General features: G+C 62.7%; 19 protein-coding genes. 4 read left to right on the forward strand and 15 right to left on the reverse strand.

Annotated features, from left to right (window positions below; translation table 11 throughout):
* Positions 1-3: 3 nt before the first annotated feature.
* A complete protein-coding gene (locus tag TRM7557_RS02955) occupies positions 4-480 on the forward strand; it encodes a class I SAM-dependent methyltransferase (protein WP_058288709.1) in 477 nt (158 codons plus the stop codon).
* 92 nt (positions 481-572) lie between these two features.
* On the opposite strand, the gene TRM7557_RS02960 is transcribed toward TRM7557_RS02955, so the two are convergent.
* Complete coding sequence (locus TRM7557_RS02960; protein ID WP_058288710.1) at positions 573-1,715, reverse strand: alpha-D-ribose 1-methylphosphonate 5-triphosphate diphosphatase; 1,143 nt, start codon at positions 1,713-1,715, stop codon at positions 573-575.
* Between the two features lie 68 nt (positions 1,716-1,783).
* Between TRM7557_RS02960 and TRM7557_RS02965 the strand changes: the two genes are divergently transcribed.
* The gene (locus tag TRM7557_RS02965) at positions 1,784-2,467 is read left to right on the forward strand and encodes a DUF1045 domain-containing protein (RefSeq protein ID WP_058288711.1); all 684 of its coding nucleotides are present in this window, start codon (positions 1,784-1,786) and stop codon (positions 2,465-2,467) included.
* On the opposite strand, the gene phnN is transcribed toward TRM7557_RS02965, so the two are convergent.
* From phnN to phnG, 8 genes are all read right to left on the reverse strand, one after another.
* The gene (gene phnN, locus TRM7557_RS02970; RefSeq protein WP_058288712.1) at positions 2,446-3,018 is read right to left on the reverse strand and encodes a phosphonate metabolism protein/1,5-bisphosphokinase (PRPP-forming) PhnN; all 573 of its coding nucleotides are present in this window, start codon (positions 3,016-3,018) and stop codon (positions 2,446-2,448) included. The two genes, TRM7557_RS02965 and phnN, sit on opposite strands and share 22 nt — an antisense overlap.
* On the reverse strand, positions 3,015-3,698 hold the full coding sequence (gene phnL, locus TRM7557_RS02975) for a phosphonate C-P lyase system protein PhnL (RefSeq protein ID WP_058288713.1): 684 nt from the start codon (positions 3,696-3,698) through the stop codon (positions 3,015-3,017). The genes phnN and phnL overlap by 4 nt, the downstream gene beginning before the upstream one ends.
* A gap of 69 nt (positions 3,699-3,767) precedes the next feature.
* The gene (gene phnK, locus TRM7557_RS02980) at positions 3,768-4,538 is read right to left on the reverse strand and encodes a phosphonate C-P lyase system protein PhnK (RefSeq protein WP_058288714.1); all 771 of its coding nucleotides are present in this window, start codon (positions 4,536-4,538) and stop codon (positions 3,768-3,770) included.
* A complete protein-coding gene (locus tag TRM7557_RS02985) occupies positions 4,535-5,395 on the reverse strand; it encodes an alpha-D-ribose 1-methylphosphonate 5-phosphate C-P-lyase PhnJ (protein ID WP_058288715.1) in 861 nt (286 codons plus the stop codon). Before TRM7557_RS02985 ends, phnK begins: the two co-directional genes overlap by 4 nt.
* Positions 5,388-5,687, reverse strand: coding sequence for a hypothetical protein (locus tag TRM7557_RS02990; protein WP_058288716.1), 300 nt, complete (start codon positions 5,685-5,687; stop codon positions 5,388-5,390). The genes TRM7557_RS02985 and TRM7557_RS02990 overlap by 8 nt, the downstream gene beginning before the upstream one ends.
* Complete coding sequence (locus tag TRM7557_RS02995; protein WP_058288717.1) at positions 5,684-6,775, reverse strand: carbon-phosphorus lyase complex subunit; 1,092 nt, start codon at positions 6,773-6,775, stop codon at positions 5,684-5,686. The genes TRM7557_RS02990 and TRM7557_RS02995 overlap by 4 nt, the downstream gene beginning before the upstream one ends.
* 4 nt (positions 6,776-6,779) lie before the next feature.
* Positions 6,780-7,340, reverse strand: coding sequence for a phosphonate C-P lyase system protein PhnH (phnH, locus tag TRM7557_RS03000; protein WP_058288718.1), 561 nt, complete (start codon positions 7,338-7,340; stop codon positions 6,780-6,782).
* Entirely contained in the window at positions 7,340-7,789 is a 450-nt protein-coding gene (phnG, locus tag TRM7557_RS03005; RefSeq protein WP_207382618.1) for a phosphonate C-P lyase system protein PhnG, read from the reverse strand. The genes phnH and phnG overlap by 1 nt, the downstream gene beginning before the upstream one ends.
* A 135-nt stretch (positions 7,790-7,924) precedes the next feature.
* On the opposite strand from phnG, the gene phnF reads away from it, so the two are divergent.
* Positions 7,925-8,656: a phosphonate metabolism transcriptional regulator PhnF gene (phnF, locus tag TRM7557_RS03010; protein WP_058288719.1), complete on the forward strand. Its 732-nt coding sequence runs from the start codon at positions 7,925-7,927 to the stop codon at positions 8,654-8,656.
* Positions 8,657-8,664: 8 nt separating this feature from the next.
* Here phnF and TRM7557_RS03015 read toward each other — a convergent pair whose 3' ends face one another.
* From TRM7557_RS03015 to phnC, 5 genes are all read right to left on the reverse strand, one after another.
* Entirely contained in the window at positions 8,665-9,279 is a 615-nt protein-coding gene (locus tag TRM7557_RS03015) for an LbetaH domain-containing protein (protein WP_058288720.1), read from the reverse strand.
* A 70-nt stretch (positions 9,280-9,349) separates the two neighbouring features.
* The gene (gene phnE / locus TRM7557_RS03020) at positions 9,350-10,666 is read right to left on the reverse strand and encodes a phosphonate ABC transporter, permease protein PhnE (protein WP_207382619.1); all 1,317 of its coding nucleotides are present in this window, start codon (positions 10,664-10,666) and stop codon (positions 9,350-9,352) included.
* Between the two features lie 11 nt (positions 10,667-10,677).
* Complete coding sequence (gene phnE / locus TRM7557_RS03025; RefSeq protein WP_058288722.1) at positions 10,678-11,547, reverse strand: phosphonate ABC transporter, permease protein PhnE; 870 nt, start codon at positions 11,545-11,547, stop codon at positions 10,678-10,680.
* A gap of 107 nt (positions 11,548-11,654) precedes the next feature.
* Positions 11,655-12,557 (reverse strand): phosphonate ABC transporter substrate-binding protein, encoded by a 903-nt coding sequence (gene phnD, locus TRM7557_RS03030; protein WP_058288723.1) that lies wholly within the window; start codon positions 12,555-12,557, stop codon positions 11,655-11,657.
* 70 nt (positions 12,558-12,627) lie between these two features.
* On the reverse strand, positions 12,628-13,449 hold the full coding sequence (phnC, locus tag TRM7557_RS03035) for a phosphonate ABC transporter ATP-binding protein (protein WP_058288724.1): 822 nt from the start codon (positions 13,447-13,449) through the stop codon (positions 12,628-12,630).
* 170 nt (positions 13,450-13,619) lie between these two features.
* On the opposite strand from phnC, the gene rpe reads away from it, so the two are divergent.
* A complete protein-coding gene (gene rpe, locus TRM7557_RS03040) occupies positions 13,620-14,309 on the forward strand; it encodes a ribulose-phosphate 3-epimerase (RefSeq protein ID WP_058288725.1) in 690 nt (229 codons plus the stop codon).
* A gap of 194 nt (positions 14,310-14,503) precedes the next feature.
* Here rpe and TRM7557_RS03045 read toward each other — a convergent pair whose 3' ends face one another.
* Positions 14,504-15,979 (reverse strand): carboxyl transferase domain-containing protein, encoded by a 1,476-nt coding sequence (locus tag TRM7557_RS03045; RefSeq protein ID WP_165592401.1) that lies wholly within the window; start codon positions 15,977-15,979, stop codon positions 14,504-14,506.
* Between the last annotated feature and the right edge of the window lie 895 nt (positions 15,980-16,874).

The raw sequence follows: 16,874 nt of genomic DNA on the forward strand, positions 1-16,874 counted from the left end.
CACATGAGCCGTCTCGATTCCATGCTTCGCCGCCTCACCGCCCAACGCGACGGGCTCAATTGGGCCGCCGAGCAGACCGCCGATCTGGCGGGCGACGCGCTCGATATGGGGCTTGGCAATGGGCGCACCTATGACCACCTGCGCGAACTCCTGCCGCAGCGCCGCATCTGGGTGATCGACCGCCAGCTGCAATGCCACCCCTCCTGCGTGCCGCCAGAACAGGACTTCCTGCAGGGCGAAGCCGAAGACATGCTGAACCGGCTGTCAGACATGAATCGCCCGGTCGTGATGGCGCACTATGACTTTGGCTTTGGGGTCAAAGAAAAAGACGTGGCCGAAGCCGCCCGCCTGTCGCCGATGATCGCACAGGTCATGGCCCCCGGCGGTGTGATCGTCTCGGGTCAGCCGCTGGTCGGGTTTCAGGATCTGGACGGGCCCGCCGGCATTCCCGAAGGGCGCTATTTCTTCTACCGCGCCTAAGCGCACGGCGGATGGCTCAGGCCCGGCCTGCCCCACAGAACCAAAATCAAGCAAACGGCCCGACCAGGGCCGTTTTCCTTTTTCAAACCGCTTCAGGACACGCGCGCGCCGCGGGCCCAGACCGCGCGCAGGGCGGGGGCGCCTTCGGTCATGCGGAACTGGATCAGATCCGCGCGTTTGCCCGGCGCAATCTCGCCCCGATCGGTCAGCCCGGCCGCCAGCGCCGGGGTGCGGGTTACGGTGGCCATGCCCCGCGCCATGTCATCCCACATGCCCCCCAGCTTCACCGCGGCCAGCAGCAGCGCGGCGGGCACATAATCTGACGACACAATGTCCAGCAGATCCAGATCCGCCAGCTCGGCTGCGGCCACATTGCCAGAATGCGATCCCCCCCGGATCAGGTTCGGCGCGCCCATCATCACCTTGATGTCATGCGCCCGGCAGGCTTCTGCCGCCTCTACCGTGGTCGGGAATTCTGCCAGACGAATGCCATGTTCGGCAGAGACCGCGACCTGCTCTGTGGTGGTGTCATCATGGCTGGCCAGCACCGCCCCAAAGCGCGCCGCCTCGGACACCGTCACCGCCTCGTGATGATCGCCATATTGGTCCCGCAGCGCTTTCAGATGGGCGACATGGTCGACAAATTCCTGATCCGACATGCCGCGTTTGGATTTCACGTACTGCTCCAGCTTGGAAATATCGCGGAACTGCCGCTGCCCCGGCGTGTGATCCATCAAACTCACCAGACCCACACGGTCTTCGGGGCCAAACTCCGCCAGCTCCTCAGCAAGGGTTTCGGAACACACTTCTGCCCGCAAATGCAGGAAGTGGCTGATCTTCAGCGCATCCCGTTCGCGCAGGGCCAGCAGCTCGCGGCTCAGCTCGCGCGCATATTTGGTATACCGCCCCTTTCCGCGCGGGATCGACCCCACCCGCATGGCATCAAACACCGTCGTGATCCCACAGGAGGCCAGCTCTGCATCATGGGCCAGAATGGCCGCCGCATGGGGCCAGTCGACACCGGGGCGCGGCTCGATGTGGCGTTCCAGATTGTCCGTGTGCAGTTCCACCAGACCGGGGGCCAGATAGTCGCCGCCGCAGTCAATGGCCCCGGCAGGCACCGCTGCGCCCGGTGTTATCTCTGCAATCACGCCATCCTTCAGGGTCAGGCTGCCAGACAGGGTTTCCTGTGGCAAAACAAGCGTGGCATTGGCAAGGATCATCTCTTGTGTCATCTCAGGGTCACAACTCTCGGGTTATTGCTCGCGGAACGAAACAGAATGCCCCCCTTTAGGAGGCCAATATGACATTTGCGCGATATGCGCTCTACTTTGCGCCGCCAGCCGACGCCGCCTGGGCCCAATGGGCCGCGGCATGGTTGGGCTGGGACATGGAAACCGGACAGCCTCTGGCGCATCCGGCCTGTGATCTGGATGTCGCGGCGATCACCGAAACACCGCGTAAATACGGGCTGCACGCCACGCTGAAGCCGCCCATGCGCCTGGCCGAGGGCCAGACCGAGGCCGCCCTGCGCGACGCCTGCGCGACACTGGCCACCAGCCAGAAACCCTTGCGCCTTGAAGGGCTGGAGATCGCGAAACTGGGCCGTTTTCTGGCCCTGCGCCCCACCGGGGACGAAACCGCGCTGAACCAGCTGGCCGCCGCCTGTGTCGAAACCCTCGATGCGTTCCGCGCGCCCCCGACCGAAGCCGAGCTGACCCGCCGCCGCGGCAATGGCCTGTCGCCCGCGCAAGAGGCCAACCTGACCCAGTGGGGCTACCCGCATGTGATGGAGCTGTTCCGCTTTCACATCACGCTCTCGGGCAAGCTGGACAAACCCACAGTGACCGCGACCGAAGCCTACCTGACGCAGACCCTGCTGCCGCTGCTGCCCCAGCCCTTTGAGATCACGGATCTGGCGCTGGTCGGCGAACGCGCGGATGGCCGTTTTGAATTGATCCAACGCTACCCCCTCGCCTCTGGCTGAGCCGCGTCGCCAACGGGGGCTTCAATAATCGCACGGATCGCCGTGATCGCATCCTGCAGCGCGCCGGAATTATCCACCTTGAACACCTGCCGCAGGCCTTCGGGCAGCGGCAGGTCCGCGCGGGTCAGCCGCGCGCGAATGTCCTGCGCGCTTTCGCGACCACGGCCCGCCAGACGCTGCGCCAGCACTTCCTGTGACGCACGAAGCGAGATCACCCGAAAGTCATCAAACACCTCTTGTGCGGCCGGCAGCACCGCCCGCGACAGGTTCACCAGCACCGCACTCGCACCGTCCCGCAACTGCTCAATATCGCGGGGCACGCCATAGTGCAGGCCATGCGCCTGCCAGTGCAGCGCAAATACATCCCGCGCCACCAGCGCCTGAAACTCCGGCTCCGTAACCGCCTGATAATCTTCCCCACCCGCCTCGGGCGCACGGGTAATCACCCGGCGCAGCAGGCGGATCTTGGGATCAGACACCGCCAAACCCTGCATGACACTGTCCTTGCCAACGCCCGAGGGGCCGACAATGGCAACCACCGGCCCCTTCATGCCGCAGCCTGTGGTGTAAACTGCGCCACATCCACCACCCGGTCACAGACCACATCGCGCGCCGCCTCATCGTGGAAAATCCCCACGATCGCCGCCCCGTGCGCCTTGGCCGCACGGATCAGCTCCAGCACCACCGCGCGATTGGCTGCATCCAGACTCGCCGTCGGCTCATCCAGCAACAACGCCGGGTAATCATGGGCAAAGCCACGGGCAATATTGACCCGCTGCTGCTCGCCACCAGAAAAGGTCGTCGGGCTCAACGACCACAGACGTTCGGGAATGTTCAGCTTGGCCAGCAGCTCCGCCGCGCGGCCATGGGCCTGCGCCGTCGCCACGCCCAGCGCCAGAAGCGGCTCCGCCACCACATCCAGCGTCGCCACCCGCGGCACAACCCGCAGAAACTGGCTGACATAGCCCAGCCTCTCGCGACGCAGCGCCAGGATCTCGCGCGGCTCCGCCGACACCACATCCACGCCACCAACCCGGATCTCGCCGCCGGCCGCCAGATAGTTGCCATAGATCATCCGCATCAGCGTGGACTTCCCCGCGCCCGAACTGCCCACCAGCCCCACGCACTCTCCGGGCTGCACGGACAGGCTGGCACCCGCCATCACCGGGATCACCGCACTGCCCTGATTGTGCAGGGTAAACTCTTTCGACACGTCTCGAATTTCAATCATCTTCTTTTGGCCTCTCAATACTCCGGGGGTGAATTGGCCCGCAGGCCAAGAGGGGGCTGGCCCCCTTCCTCACACCTGCAACACGGAACTCACCAGCAATTGCGTATAGCCATGCTGCGGATCATCCAGCACCTGATCGGTCAGGCCGGTTTCCACCACATGGCCGTCCTTCATCACCATCAGCCGGTCCGCCAGCAGCCGCACCACGGCCAGATCATGGGTCACGATAATCGCCGACAGCCCCATGTCCCGCACCAACCCGCGCAACAGATCGAGCAGCCGCGCCTGAACGCTGACGTCCAACCCGCCGGTGGGCTCATCCATGAACACCAGCCGCGGGCCGGTCACCAGGTTGCGGGCAATCTGCAAACGCTGCTGCATGCCACCGGAAAACGCGGTCGGGCGGTCATCCAGACGGGCGGCATCGATTTCAACCCGCCCCAGCCAGTCTTCGGCCTGCGTGCGAATATCGCCATAATGCCGCGCGCCCACGGCCATCAGCCGCTCGCCAATATTGCCACCGGCACTCACCGACATGCGCAGCCCGTCGCGCGCATGCTGATGCACAAAGGCCCAGTCGGTGCGCCCCAGCATCCGCCGCTCGGGTTCGGACATGGTGACCGTATCCACCGGCCCACGATCGCGGGTGTGAAACACAACCTCCCCCGCATCGGGCGCCATATGCCCCGCCATGCAGTTCAGCAGCGTCGACTTGCCCGAGCCACTTTCGCCGACAATCCCCATCACCTCACCGGGATAAAGATCAAAGCCCACGCCCCGGCAGCCAATCCGCTGCCCATACATTTTGGTGACGTCTTTCACCTGCAACAACGGTGTCATGCTGCGTCCTCCGCCGCCAAGGCTCCACGATGCCCCGCCGCCCGGCGGGACGCGCAATAATCGGTGTCCGAGCAGACAAACATCCGCCCGCCCTGATCATCCGTAATCACCTCATCCAGATAGCTGTGTTCTGCCCCGCAAAGGTCACAGGCCTTGTCGGGTTTGCTGGCCTCGAACGGGTAGTCCTCGAAATCCAGGCTCACCACTTTGGTATAGGGCGGCAGCGCATAGATCCGCTGTTCGCGCCCGGCCCCAAACAGCTGAATGGCGGCCATTTCCATCTTGGGGTTGTCAAATTTGGGGATCGGCGAAGGATCCATGACATAGCGCCCCTCGACCTTCACCGGATAGGCGTAAGAGGTGGCAATCTGCCCGTGGCGCGCAATGTCTTCATAAAGTTTCACGTGCATCAATCCGTATTCCTCCAGACTGTGCATCTTGCGGGTTTCAGTCTCGCGCGGCTCCAGAAACCGCAGCGGTTCAGGGATCGGCACCTGATAGACCAGCACTTGCCCCTCGGTCAGTGGCGTCTCGGGGATGCGGTGGCGGGTCTGGATCACCGTGGCCTCGGTTGTGGCTTCCGTGACCGCAACCTCGGCAGTGCGTTCAAAGAATTTGCGGATCGACACCGCGTTCGTTGTGTCATCGGCGCCCTGGTCGATCACCTTGAACACATCATCGGGCATCAGAACCGCGGCCGACACCTGCACCCCGCCCGTGCCCCAACCATAGGGCATTGGCATCTCGCGGCTGGCAAAGGGCACCTGATAGCCGGGAATAGCCAGCCCCTTCAGGATCGCCCGCCGGATCATCCGCTTGGTCTGCTCGTCTAGGTATGCAAAGTTGTAGTCAGACATTTTGAGCCCCATCCTTTGTTGAGGACCAGTTATGGAAGCCGCAATTTTCATTGGCATTTTTGCTATTTTCGTCGTGGCGATGGCTTGGCACCAACGTCGCAAAGCCCGACGTCGCAGCTCCCTTCATCAAGACAGTTCCGGCCACTGGGTCTGGATCGACTTTGATGGTCGCGAACGGAGTTCTAGAACTCACCCCGATGCGCCCGGCGGCGCTTGGTATGGAGATAACACCAGTTATGACGGCGGTGGATTTGATGGCGGTGGCGACGGAGGTGGCGGCGACTGACATCATTCCGCAGCCTCCTGTGTCGCAATGTTTGCCTCTGCCTCGCTGCGCAGTTTGCGGACCAGCTCCAGCTCGGCCTGAAAGTCGACGTAATGCGGCAGCTTGATATGCTCGAGGAACCCGGTCGCCTGAATATTGTCGCAGTGGCTCAGGACAAATTCCTCGTCCTGCGCAGGCGCGCCAAGATTGTCTTCGCCCAGCTCTTCCCAACGCAGCGCCCGGTCGACCAGCGCCATGGCAATCGCCTTGCGCTCTGCCGCGCCCATCACCAGACCATAGCCACGGGTGAACTGCGGCGGCTCGGTTTTAGACCCGGCAAACTGGTTCACGCTTTCACATTCGGTCAGCTCCACCTCGCCGATCTCAATGGCAAACCCCAGCTCTGGGATCTCCATTTCCACCGGCACGGTGCCAATGCGCAGCTCGCCGACAAAAGCATGGTTGCGCGCATAGCCGCGCTGGGTCGAATACGCGAGGCCCAGAATGAACCCCTCATCCCCGCGCGTCAGCACCTGCAAGCGTGTTGACCGGTCGGTCGGGTACGCCATCGGTTCGCGGGTGATGTCACGTGGAACATCATCGGTTGCGCGCTCCTGCTGGATCAGCCCTTCGGCATCCAGAAAGCTGGTCACATGCGGCACGGGTTCGGGGCGCGCCTCACTCGTCGCGGCCTCGGGCAGTTCGCCTTCTGCGGCGAGTTTGAAATCCAGCAAACGGTGGGTGTAATCAAAGGTCGGTCCTAGAACCTGCCCGCCGGGCAGGTCTTTGAACGTGGCCGAGATCCGGCGGTCGCAGATCATCTCTTCGGTGTCCACCGGCAGGCTCGCGCCAATGCGCGGCAGGGTGGTGCGATAGGCGCGCATCAGAAAGATCGCTTCGATCAGATCGCCGCGCGCCTGCTTGATTGCCAGCGCCGCAAGATCGGGATCATAAAGCGAGCCTTCCGCCATCACCCGCGTCACCGCCAGCTTCAGCTGTTCGCGGATCTGCGCAAGGCTCAGCTCTCCTACATCCGGGTCGCCCCGGCGTTCCTCGGCCAGCCAGTCATGGGCGTTCTCAATCGCCCGTTCGCCGCCTTTGACTGCAACATACATCGGCTTAACCCTCCTGAATTTGACTGCTGCGCGGCAGCGCCCACAGCGTGTCACCGCGGGTAAAGAACGCATCCCACCCCAGCGGGAAACAGGCGGCGTTTGCTGTGAAAACAGAGGGTTCGGGCAGGTCGACCACCTGTGCGGTTTCAATCCCCGGCCCGGTCAGGTTCACTGTTTCACCCTGCCAGTCCCCTTCGACAATCAGCGTGACCGAACGGTCAGGATACTCGGCTGTGCCAATGGCAAACTGACCAATGGGCAAATCGCCCCACGCGCCAAGTGCAAAATCTGCCTGTTCGGGCGCGACAATTGGGGCACCACAATGAAACGCCACCCAGGCGCGCAGCTCGACGCTGTCCAATTCCGGCGCCAGCCACAGACCCGTGTCCGTGTCGCATAGCACCAGCAACAGGACCGAGGCAGCAACCGACAGGCCCGGCGCCTGACCACCGGTCACCTGATGTGTTGTGCCGGGACGCGCCATGGCCTCCATCGCCGCGCGGAAGGCCGCAGCAGACTGGACCGGCGGCTGGGCAAATCCGCCCTCGTAAACGCTGCTCTGCATCAATCCTCTCCTCGCTGGAGGGTGAAAAATTCGACCTTGGTGGCGGCCGCTTTGGCCGCACGTTTGCTTTGACGCGCCGCCTGAGCCCTGCGCAGCGGCGCCAGCACAGCGGCCTCAATCGCAGGCACCTGTCCGGTCTGCATTAGCGCATCCACAAGGGCGGCCTGTTCCGCATGACGCTTGTCGCGCCCCTGCACATAGCCGTGCCCCACCGTGCCATCCGCCAGCTTCAGCGCGCAGCGGGTGACGGTGATTTCGCCCAGATTGAACGGCGCGCCGGTGCCGCCCTGACGGCCGCGCATCATGACACCGCCAACTTCGGGACGGCGCAGCCAGTCAAACGCAGGCGCAAGGCCCGCCTCGGCCCAAAGCCGCGCCAGATCTGCCGCCGTTGAACGCGCCAGCAGGCTCATCCAGTCGCGCCGCGCCTCTTGCGCAATCTCTTTCATCTCGGTCATCCGCCACCTCTTGGCAAACCTGTCTATGTTAACTATACAACTAGACAAATCATAGGAGATTCGCGGATCACTGGGAAGTCCCCGGCACGTGAAGCTTTGGTGACGAAATCATGACAGGGGGTGGGCATGGCGCGCACTGCAATCTGGAAATCCATTGCCGACAGCCTAGAGACCGACATTGCAAGCGGTCGCTACGCAATTGGTGCCAAGCTCCCGTCCGAGGCGCAGCTGGCGGGCACATTTGGCGTCAACCGCCACACTGTGCGCCGCGCGCTGGCAGAGCTGACAGACCAGGGGCTGGTGCATCCCCGCCGCGGTGCCGGCGTCTTTGTCGCCACCCAGGCCAAGGCCACGCCAAAGGCCGACTACCCGCTGGGCAAGCGTGTGAGCTTTCGCCAGAACCTGCGCGCCGCAGGCCGCGCCCCCAGTGGGGAACAGCTGGCCGTCACCACCCGCCGCGCCGATAAAAAAGAAGCCACCGCGCTGAAAATCGACGTCGGCGCGCTGCTGCACGTAAACGACTCGCTGTCCTTTGCCGATGCAGAGCCGGTGTCCTTGGCGCGCAGCTGCTTTCCCGCCGACCGCTTCCCCACCCTGCCCGAGGTGATCCGCGAAACCGGCTCTGTCACCGAAACCTTCCGGCAGTTTGGCATCACCGACTACACCCGCGCCTGGACCCGGATCACGGCAACGGCCGCCACGGCGACGCAGGCGCTGCATCTGCGGGTGAACGAAGGCGACCCGCTGTTGCGCACGGTCAGCCTGAATGTCGATGCCGACGGCCGACCAGTGGAATATGGCAGCAGCTATTTCGCCGGCAACCGCATTGCGCTGACCTTGGAGGACGAGGACAGCTGACCGATTGGTCAGGCATATTTCTCAAGAAAGGCTTCGGCAGAAAGGCTGCGGAAATCCGGCAGGGCGAGGCGCAGGCGCGCATGGTCCCAGTCCCACCACGCCAGTTCCATCATCGCCTCACTGACGGCCACTGGAAACCGGCGCCGGATCAAGGATGCGGTATTGCCCCCGACAATCGTGTAGGGGGCCACATCCTTGGTCACAATCGCGCCCGCAGCCACCACCGCACCATGGCCAATGGTGACCTCGGGTTTGATCATCGCGCCATGGCCGATCCAGGTGTCGTGCCCGATGACCGCATGGCGCGCGGCCCGGCGCACAAACCAATCGGCGTCATCCTCTGCGTCCTCCCAATAGCTGGCCGAGCGATAGAGGAAATGATGCAGCGACGCCGTGGTCAGCGGATGATCCGTGGCCCCAATCCGCACCGCACTGGCAATATTAGAGAACTTGCCGATCTGCGCATTGGCAATGTCACAGCCCCGGTCGCAATAGCTGTAGTCCCCAAAGGCTGAATGCGCCACGCGGCTGCCCGCGCCGATCTCGACAAAAGCGCCAAAGCGGCTGTCGGTGATCTGGCAGCCGTCGTGGATATGCGGGGTCTCTGCGCTCAGTTTCGCCATCATCAGTCTCCGTCAAAAAGAAAAAGCCCCCGCGCGGATGCCGGGGGCCTTTGTGTCCTGTGACCCGGTCTTAGTGACCGTCGCCGTCGCCCTGAATCAGACGCTTGCGCAGCCAGCCCGAGAACCAATCCATGAACATCACCATGAGGATGATCAGAACGATATAGTAAGACACCTCTTCCCAGTCCTTCTGGGTGATGATCGCCTGCGTCAGCAACAGGCCAATACCGCCCCCGGTGATCGCACCGATAATCGTCGCCGAACGGGTGTTGGATTCGAGGAAATACAGCACCTGCGACAACAGCACCGGCGTGATCTGCGGGATCACCCCAAAGCGGTAGCGCTGGATCGGTTTTGCCCCCGTGGAGGCCACGCCTTCGATCTGCTTGCCATCGACGTTTTCCAAAGCTTCCGAGAAGATCTTGCCGAAGGTACCGGTGTCGGTGATCAGGATCGCCAGCGCGCCGGTCAGGGGTCCGGGGCCAAAGGCACGGGCCAGAACCACGGTCCAGATAAGGCTGTCCACGCCGCGCACAAAGTCAAAGAAACGGCGCGTCACCATGCGGATCAGCCGAATGGGCATAAAGTTCCGGGTGCCAAGGAAGGCCAGCGGCAGGGCAATCATCGCAGCGCCAAAGGTGCCAAGGAACGCCATAAGCAGTGTTTCCCCAATCGCCCAGGCCACATCCTGATGACGCCACATCTTGTTGGTCCAGAAGTCCTGCCAGATCGCACCGCTTTCCCCCGCAATCGCGCGGCTCAGCAGCTCTGCAGGGCCCTGCCCGTAATAGGGGCTGTCGAGCGTGAAAAAGAACAGCTCCCAGCCGGTGAAATACCGGAACACCTCGGCCCGGTTGCGGGTGACGGTCAGACGGCCGTTTGGCGTTTTCACCGCCATGCGGTTCTTGGACACATTGATCCAATCCGGCACCACCTCGGACGGCAGCTCGGCCTGAATGCCCTTGCGACGGTCCGGGGTGGCGCGGATCAGACCATAGCCGGGGATGTCAAACTCCACGGTTTCCGGGCCAAAGCGCACCTCGTAGCCATCTTCCAGATCCACCACGGTGGTTTCGCCAAATTCCACCCAGGCAGGGCCTTCGCCCGCGGGGTATTCGCCCTTGCGTTCGCCTTCGATCGCGACAGACACATCGCCCGACCGATTGTCGCGCGTCACATGGGTCTTGTAGCTGTAGATATCCGACACCAGCGTGCGCGCATTGTCCATCGACGCCTTGGCCCACAGGCCGGGCACATCAAAGGCAAAGAACACATAGGTCAGATACAGCAGCACCAGCGCAGGCAGGCCAAAGTTGAACAGGCGCTTCTTCAGGAACAGCCCGTCCATCTGCCCTTTCAGGGCCATGTTCGTGTCCCCAATCGTCATTTCAGGAGTTGTCATAGCTTCGCTCCGTGGGTCAGCCGGTCACGCAACAGGCCGGAAATCTGGTCAACAACAACAATGGTGCCAAACAGCAGAATAAAGATCGCGGCCGCTTCGTCGTAACGCCCCTGCCCCCAGGACATGGAGTTCTTCAGCTCGTAGCCAATGCCGCCCGCACCCACAAAGCCAAGGATCGCAGAGGCGCGGATGTTGATCTCAAAGCGCAGCAGCGCATAGGACACATAGTTCGGCCCCACCTGCGGGATCACGCCCAGCCACATGCGCTGCGCCCAAGCCGCGCCGGTCGAATTCAGCCCTTCGACAGGCTTCAGCGAGGCGTTCTCGTTCACCTCGGAAAACAGCTTGCCCAGCGCGCCCGCCGTGTGGATCGCAATCGCGATCATCGCAGGCACCGGACCGCCGCCCAGAAGGAAGATCAGCACCAGCGCAATCACAATCTCCGGGATCGCGCGGAACAGGTCCTGAATGCGGCGAAACACCGGGATCAGCGCGGGCCAGGGCGCCATGCCGCGCGTCGCCAACAGCGACAGCAGCGTGCCAAAGATCGCGCCGATCAGGGTTGCGGCACCGGCAATATTGATCGTCTCGATCAGCGCCGGGTAGAAATGCACCAGATGGCCGGGCAGCTGCACGGCTTTCTCTGCCGCCTCCGACAGCACCTCGCCCGGATAGTCAAAAATCCGGTGGACCCCATCCGCAAAAGACCCCGCATTGCGGTCGTCAGCGGTGCGGAACCCCGCCACCATAAGGGCAACAAACAAGACCAGCATGATCCCGCCATACAGGCGTTTGCGCTGGGTGTGCTCGGTGTAAGCCGTGCGAATGTCCTCAACCGAGGACGGCGCGGCGCTCAGATCTGCCATGTTCGTTGTCCTGAGAAAATCTTGTGAAATCGTCAGCCCACATCGGGGCCAAAAATGCGGGGTCCGGGACGAACCCGAACCCCGCGATCATGAGGCGTCCAGTTGGATTACTTGGACTTCAGCTTGCGGGCTTCGATGATCACCTCATAAGCTTCGTGAGTGATCGGCTGGAAGCCTTTGGAGTCGCCAGCTGCAACACCGTAGTAGCAGTCGTAGTCCATCGCCGGCAGCGAAGCCATCAGACCGGTCATTTTGATTTTTACGTCTTCCGGCAGGGCTTTGCGCAGAACAACGGGGCCTTCCGGGATCGGCGCGGACTGCCAGATTTTGACCATGTCGTTCATGTCGATCAGACCTGCGTCAACCGCACGACGCAGCGCGCCAGAGTTGAAGCCGTCTTCCCATTCGCCCAGACCGTCGGCCCAGGTGACGCCACCGTCAACGTCGCCGTTGTTCACTGCAACGATGGTCTGCTCGTGACCGCCGGTGAACTTCACTTCACCAAAGTAGTCGCCGGATTCCATGGAGGCACCGGTTGCAGTCGGGATCTCGATCGACGGGATCAGGTAGCCAGAGGTGGAGTTCGGGTCACCGAAGCCGAAGGTCTTGCCCTTCATGTCTTCCAGGGATGCGATGCCGCTGTCTTTGCGGGCAAAACCAACAGAGTAGTAGCCGTAGCCGCCGTCAACGTTGACCTTAACCAGAACCGGCTCAACCGCTTCCGGGTCGGACAGGTAGGTTTTTGCGTAACCGGACGCGCCCAGCCATGCCATGTCGATGGTGCCGCCCAGCAGACCCTGGATCACGCCGTTGTAGTCAGCCGGTGCGAACAGCTTGGTTTCAACGCCCAGCAGCTCTTCGGTTTTGGCGCGCAGGCACTCGTTGTTGTTCAGACGGTCTTGGGCGTTTTCACCGCCCAGGATGCCGATGCGAAACTCAGAAATGCCTTCCGCCATAACGGGGGTGGTCAGCGCGGTGGTTGCCAGAACGGCAGCGATCAGTTTTTTCATCTTAGGTCACTCCGGTTGTTGGTATCCCCGGAGCGTTTCTGCGGCCCCGAGGTTGATGAAATCGGGGGTCTTAATGGGCCAGCGCGGCGGTGTAGCCATGCGCGTCGGTTTTCTCCAGCGTCTCGATCTCGGTCGAGGTCGCCGCCTCAGAGAAGTCAGCACCTGCGCCGTAAATCTCGCGGGCCACACCGGTGGTCAGCTGCTCGGGCAGGCCGTCAAAGACGATGCGACCATCGCGCATGCCAATGACGCGGTCGCAGTAGCGACGTGCGGTGTCCAGCGTGTGCAGGTTCGCGATCACGGTGCGCCCGTCTTCTTCGTGGATGCGGCGCAGGGCCTCCATCACGGTCTGGGCGTTCATCGGATCCAGCGAGGCAATCGGTTCATCGGCGAGGATGATTTTGGGGTCCTGCATCAGGGCGCGGGCAATGGCCACACGCTGCTGCTGACCACCCGACAGGGCCTCGGCGCGTTTGGCGGCATGTTCGGCAATGCCCAGACGATCCAGAATATCGATCGCCTTGTGAATGTCCGCCATCGGATAAAGATTAAACAGCGTCGCCAGCGTGGAGCGGCGGTTGAGCGTGCCGTGCAGAACGTTTGACACAACATCCATACGCGGCACCAGGTTGAACTGCTGGAAGATCATCGCGCAGTCAGACTGCCAGGCGCGTTTTTCGCGGCCCTTCAGGGTGGTGATTTCACGGCCCTCAAAGGTGACAGAGCCCGAGGACGCATCGCCAAGGCGGTTTAGCATGCGCAAGAGGGTCGATTTGCCGGCACCGGATCGGCCGATAATGCCCAGCATACAGGGCTTGTCGATCTCCAGCGAGGCAGCATCAACTGCAGTTTTATCGCCGAAAGTCTTGGTCAGTTTGTCAATGCGCAGCACGAGCGGCCCCCGAATAAGTACCGCGCCTACCTACGGATGCTCAGTGATCGCTGTGTGTCGAAATGGTAAAACTTTTGTAAACAGCCCTTGCGGAAAGCTCTATGCGCAAGGGGATAGAGCCGCTATAGGGGCGGCGAGACTTGATCCCTTCCCCTCAGGAGACTGCCGCAATGGGTTTTGACCGTTCCATCAAGATCGCCCCCTCCATCCTCTCTGCTGATTTCGCCAACTTTGGTCAGGAAATCCAGGCCATCGAATCGCAGGGCGCCGATTGGGTGCATGTGGATGTGATGGATGGCCACTTTGTGCCGAACCTCACCTTTGGCCCGCAGGCCGTCAAAGCCTTCCGCCCGCATGTGAAGACGGTGATGGATGTGCACCTGATGATTGCGCCGGTGGATCCTTATATTGATGCCTATGCCGATGCAGGGGCTGATGTGCTGACCGCTCATGTGGAAGCAGGCCCGCATATTCACCGCACCCTGCAGGCCATTCGCGGCGCAGGCATGATGTCCGGCGTGGCCCTGAACCCCGGCACCCCGGCCGAAGCCGTCGCGCATCTGCTGGACCTGACCGATGTGGTCTGCGTCATGACCGTGAACCCCGGCTTTGGCGGGCAGAAGTTCATCGACATGACCGGGAAGATTCGCGCCCTGCGCGAGATGATCGGCGACCGTCCGATCCATATTGAGATCGACGGCGGTGTGGACCCGAAAACCGCGCCTCTGGTGGCCGAAGCCGGTGCGGATGTGCTGGTTGCAGGCTCAGCTGTCTTCCGTGGTGGCTCGGTAGAACACCCGGAGGTCTACGGTGAAAACATCCGCAATATACGCGCAGCGGCGGAAGGCACCTGGACCTAAAGCACAGACCCTGACGCGGGCCGGACCGCAGCGGGGGCACTCCCGCCCGGCCTGCGATCATCTCAGATGATCTTGTCCCGTTGGGCCGGGCGCCGGGCTTCGCCCGGCGCGGTTGCGTGTGGGGCACGCCAATCGATCCTATGATCTGGGCGCGCGCCTGCATCGGCGGCGCGGACGCAAGGGTCGCACCGACCTCAAACGTTGACGCGCCGCTTCCCGGCCGCGGCGCAGGTGTCGAGGCAGATCCGAAGCACGTTTCGACTGTCGCGCGGATCAATCACCCCCATGTCACCGCCCTGCCCCGAGCGCACGAGGGCTGCTGCCTGATGGGTCAGATGCGCCTCCAGATCAGCCCGCTGCGCGCCAAGGCGCTTTTCATCCAGCGCAAGATTGCGCCGTTGGGCGCTGCGCAGCGCCACCTGCTCCAGCGTCCGCCCTGCCTCCTGTGGGGGCAGAACCGCAGCCTCGGATCCGGGCCAGGAAAACATGAAATCCATGCCCCCCACCCCTCCGGCCAATGCGCCGGACAAACCGCCCAGCACAAAGCCCGCCGCCCCATGCGCCGCCCCCAGCCGCAGCGCAATGCGCGGGGTGCGCAGCGCCACAACACGGGCCATCAGCTGGGCCGCCAGTCGTACAATCCCACCGCGTTCCGCCTGCCGTCCCAACGCAAACCCATTGCTGTTGAGCAGGAACAGAACCGGCAACCCGGCCTGTTCCGCATGGTCCAGAAAGGCGCAGCATTTGCGCAGCGCATCGGGATCCATCGCATCGCCTGCGGCCAGAATGGCCACCGCATGGCCGCCAATGCGCGCCAGCATACACTGACAGCCCACACCATAGCCCGGCTTGTACGGATCCACCGCGCCTGCGTCCGCGATCTGCACGGCCAGTTCTTCGGGCGCGACGCTGGCCACTGCCAAGGGCGGCTCGGCTGTGGTGGGGGCGCTTTCCTGTGACCAGCGGGACGCCAGATAGGCCCGCGCCTGCTGGATGGCCTCGCCATCATCATCGGCCAGCTGATCGACCAGACCGGTCACCTCCGAATGCAGTTCCGCTCCGCCCAGCGCCGCATCGCGGGCGACCTCACCGGTCACCGCCCGCACCTGAGCCGCACCCGCCAGCATCACCAGCGCCTCTTTGCGCACTGCAATCACATGATCGGACAGCCCCGCAAACAGCGACACCGCCCCAATGGCAGACCCATGCAGGACCGACACCACCGGCGGGCCTTTGCGGGCCAGTTCGGCCAGCGCCGTGCCCAAAGCATCCCATTGGGTGCCATCGACCTTGTGCAAATCCGGGCCGACGCTGTCCATCAGATGCACAAAAGGCAAGCCCTGCCGATGGGCCACCCGGATCAGCCCGGCCAGCTTTTCGGCGGTCTTCGCGGTCATGACACCTGCGTTGATCCCCGCATCATCCACCGCCACCACACAGCGCACCCCGGCCACAAAACCGATCCCGCCCAACAGGGACGCCCCCGGCAGCGCCCGCAGCGGGTCCGGCCCGTCCACCAGATAAGACGCCATATTGTAGAGAGGCAGATAGGGATGCTCTGCATCCAGCAGCGCCGACAGCCGGGCCCGCGCCGTCAGTCGGCCACAGCGGTCAATCAGCGCGCGACGGGCTTCGGACCGCGTGGCCGCGCGCGCTTCGAGTTGTTTCATAAGTTCCAGTGCCGCCGCCCGCTTCTGGGCTGGCTCGGCAAGGGGCGCGTCCTGGGATCGCTGTGAAGGAAGCGCGGTTGCCTGATCAGGCGACGCGACCTGAGGCGCGTCTTGAGGCGCGACCTGGGGGCGGATCTCTTTGTGCACGGCATACATGCCTGTCTCCTTCCTCGGAAAAACATTCTCGGCCCCCACCGAGCTGTGCACAGCTGCTTATCCCTGGCCGTTCCGCAGCAGCAAATTCGGCACCAGGTTCGGTCCCAAATTCAGCGCCAAATGCGGTTCGGCCCACCGACCCATGTGCAAAAACAGGCTGTTTGACCTGATGTGCATGGGCCTGTCCTGATCGTCGCAATGGCGCCGCGTCCCCCGGGGATTGCCCCATGAACGCAGCACTGTTTGAAATCAGGACGGTTTGTTGTGAAAGAAAGCCCCCTTTGCACCGGCCAGCAGAGGGCCAAGGGGCTGTGTTTTGCGCAGATTTCGGCCCGAATTTCTGGCCGCATTTATGACCGGATTTCAGCCCAGCGTTCTGTCCCAGCTTGTGCAAAAGGATGCTCCCTTGTGCCACAAACAGATCAGCCGCACCGGATCTGGCAACAGGCAAAGGACATTTGGCAGAGCTTCTCCACCCTATCCCGGCAGCACCTGTGACCCGATGTTGCTGCATCTCCGCAATCCACCTCTTTCACGTTTCGAAAACAATCCCCACCTTCGGGTAAAGGACTGCCTCTGTCGCGCGCGCCTATGGACACAAGACTTAGGTCACAATGCGAGCGCACACACCTTATCTATGCATATCACACAAGTCCTGTCTCGCAATTTCGTGCAAAGGTAATGTTTATTTTCTGAATTTTTATCGAAGTTTTTGCGACAGCCTGCCCATTTGGCACCT

Origin of the sequence: Tritonibacter multivorans, from assembly GCF_001458415.1 — a bacterium.
Classification (GTDB): Bacteria; Pseudomonadota; Alphaproteobacteria; order Rhodobacterales; family Rhodobacteraceae; genus Epibacterium; species Epibacterium multivorans.

Bases quoted from the DNA above. Each gene is read 5' to 3' on its own strand.
- TRM7557_RS02955 (WP_058288709.1), top strand. From the start codon at position 4: ATGAGCCGTCTCGATTCCATGCTTCGCCGCCTCACCGCCCAACGCGAC.
- TRM7557_RS02960 (WP_058288710.1), bottom strand. From the start codon at position 1,715: ATGACACAAGAGATGATCCTTGCCAATGCCACGCTTGTTTTGCCACAG.
- TRM7557_RS02965 (WP_058288711.1), top strand. From the start codon at position 1,784: ATGACATTTGCGCGATATGCGCTCTACTTTGCGCCGCCAGCCGACGCC.
- phnN (WP_058288712.1), bottom strand. From the start codon at position 3,018: ATGAAGGGGCCGGTGGTTGCCATTGTCGGCCCCTCGGGCGTTGGCAAG.
- phnL (WP_058288713.1), bottom strand. From the start codon at position 3,698: ATGATTGAAATTCGAGACGTGTCGAAAGAGTTTACCCTGCACAATCAG.
- phnK (WP_058288714.1), bottom strand. From the start codon at position 4,538: ATGACACCGTTGTTGCAGGTGAAAGACGTCACCAAAATGTATGGGCAG.
- TRM7557_RS02985 (WP_058288715.1), bottom strand. From the start codon at position 5,395: ATGTCTGACTACAACTTTGCATACCTAGACGAGCAGACCAAGCGGATG.
- TRM7557_RS02990 (WP_058288716.1), bottom strand. From the start codon at position 5,687: ATGATGTCAGTCGCCGCCACCTCCGTCGCCACCGCCATCAAATCCACC.
- TRM7557_RS02995 (WP_058288717.1), bottom strand. From the start codon at position 6,775: ATGTATGTTGCAGTCAAAGGCGGCGAACGGGCGATTGAGAACGCCCAT.
- phnH (WP_058288718.1), bottom strand. From the start codon at position 7,340: ATGCAGAGCAGCGTTTACGAGGGCGGATTTGCCCAGCCGCCGGTCCAG.
- phnG (WP_207382618.1), bottom strand. From the start codon at position 7,789: ATGAAAGAGATTGCGCAAGAGGCGCGGCGCGACTGGATGAGCCTGCTG.
- phnF (WP_058288719.1), top strand. From the start codon at position 7,925: ATGGCGCGCACTGCAATCTGGAAATCCATTGCCGACAGCCTAGAGACC.
- TRM7557_RS03015 (WP_058288720.1), bottom strand. From the start codon at position 9,279: ATGGCGAAACTGAGCGCAGAGACCCCGCATATCCACGACGGCTGCCAG.
- phnE (WP_207382619.1), bottom strand. From the start codon at position 10,666: ATGACGATTGGGGACACGAACATGGCCCTGAAAGGGCAGATGGACGGG.
- phnE (WP_058288722.1), bottom strand. From the start codon at position 11,547: ATGGCAGATCTGAGCGCCGCGCCGTCCTCGGTTGAGGACATTCGCACG.
- phnD (WP_058288723.1), bottom strand. From the start codon at position 12,557: ATGAAAAAACTGATCGCTGCCGTTCTGGCAACCACCGCGCTGACCACC.
- rpe (WP_058288725.1), top strand. From the start codon at position 13,620: ATGGGTTTTGACCGTTCCATCAAGATCGCCCCCTCCATCCTCTCTGCT.
- TRM7557_RS03045 (WP_165592401.1), bottom strand. From the start codon at position 15,979: ATGAAACAACTCGAAGCGCGCGCGGCCACGCGGTCCGAAGCCCGTCGC.